Genomic DNA, 1,584 nt, shown 5'->3' on the forward strand with positions numbered 1-1,584 from the left:
AGCGCTGCTGCTGTTCGGCCTGGCCCAGGTGAAGGACGGCGTGTCGCGTGCGTTTGGGGCGCGGTTGCGCACCGGCCTTGCCACCGGCACGCGCAGCGGCCTGCGCTCGTTCGTCTCGGGCTTCTTTGCGACGATTGCGCTGCAGAGTTCGACGGCAACCGCGCTGATGGTCGCCTCCTTCGTCGAGCGCGAGCTGGTGAAGCCGCGCATGGCGCAGATCGTCCTGCTCGGCGCCAATGTCGGAACCGCGGTGACCGCCTGGATCGTCGCCACCGGCATCGCGTGGCTGTCACCACTGGTGATCCTTGCCGGCATGGTGCTGCATCGCAGCGGCTCGTCGTCGCGCCAGGGCGGCGGCACCGCACTGATCGGCATCGGCCTGATGCTGTTGTCGCTGCATCTTTTGAGCAGCGCCACCGAACCGATGCGGCAGTCGCCGGCGCTCGGCGCCTTCATTGCCCTGCTCGACAATGCCTGGCCGGTCGCACTCGCCTTTTCCGCAGTCATCGCCTTCATCTCGTCGTCGAGCCTTGCCGCCGTCGTCCTCATTCTCTCGCTGGCCTCGACGGGCATCCTGTCAGCAGGGCTGATCATCGTTCTGGTGCTCGGCGCCAATCTCGGCGGCGCCATTCCGCCGGTGATCGCCTCGCTTGCCGGTCCGGCAGCCGCCAGGCGCGTCACGCTCGGCAATCTGATCGTACGCGCCATCGGCTGCCTGATCGCATTGCCGCTCGCAGGCTACGGCGCCGACCTGCTTGGAACGCTGCCGCTGACGCCGGCGAAACTGCCGGTCGACGCCCATCTAGGCTTCAACCTGATGCTGGCTGCGCTCGCCTGGCCGTTCTCCCGCCCCCTCTCGCGGTTGATGCTCAGGCTGGTGCCGGAGGAGGCCCAGGCGGAGGGCGGACCACGCTATCTCGACCAGCAGGAGCTGGCGACACCGGTCGTGGCGCTGGCCAGTGCGACAAGGGAGGTGCTCGGCGTCGGTGACCTGATCGAACGCATGCTGATGCGCGCCTCGGATGCCTTCGAGGCSAACAACCTGGCGAASCTGAAGGAAATCCCGTCGCTGGAAAAGCGGGTCGACAGCCTGCAGCAGGAGGTGAAGATCTATCTCTCCAAGCTCGGCCATGCCGGGCTCAGCGAAGAGGACGGGCGCCGCTCGATCGTGATCATCGACTACGCCATCAATCTCGAACACATCGGCGACATCATCGAGAAGGGGCTGATGCCGCAGGTGACGAAGAAGGTTTCGCTCGGCTTGAAATTCTCCGAGGAAGGCTATGAGGAGCTGCGCAAGCTCTTCCACCTTACGATCGACAATCTGCGCATTGCCCAGACGATCCTCGTCACCGGCGACTTCAATCTCGCCAGGCAGTTGATGGAGGTGAAGGTCGAGGTTCGCCGGATGGAAAAGCAATCGTCGGAGCGGCATCTGGAGCGCCTGCGCGACGGTCGCGCCGACAGCCTGCAGACAAGCTCGCTGCACCTCGACATGCTGCGCGACCTAAAGCGCATCAACGCCCACATCGTCTCCGTCGCCCACCCCATCCTCGACGAAAGCGGCCTGCTCATCGAAAGCAG

The 1,584-nt window shown here is 65.3% G+C and carries 1 protein-coding gene; it reads left to right on the forward strand.

What is annotated here, in order from left to right; all coding sequences use genetic code 11:
- On the forward strand, positions 1-1,584 hold a 1,584-nt coding region (locus AC1DPR_RS31855; RefSeq protein ID WP_477818008.1), incomplete at both ends, for a Na/Pi cotransporter family protein.

The organism is Rhizobium sp. 01T417 (genome assembly GCF_056398905.1).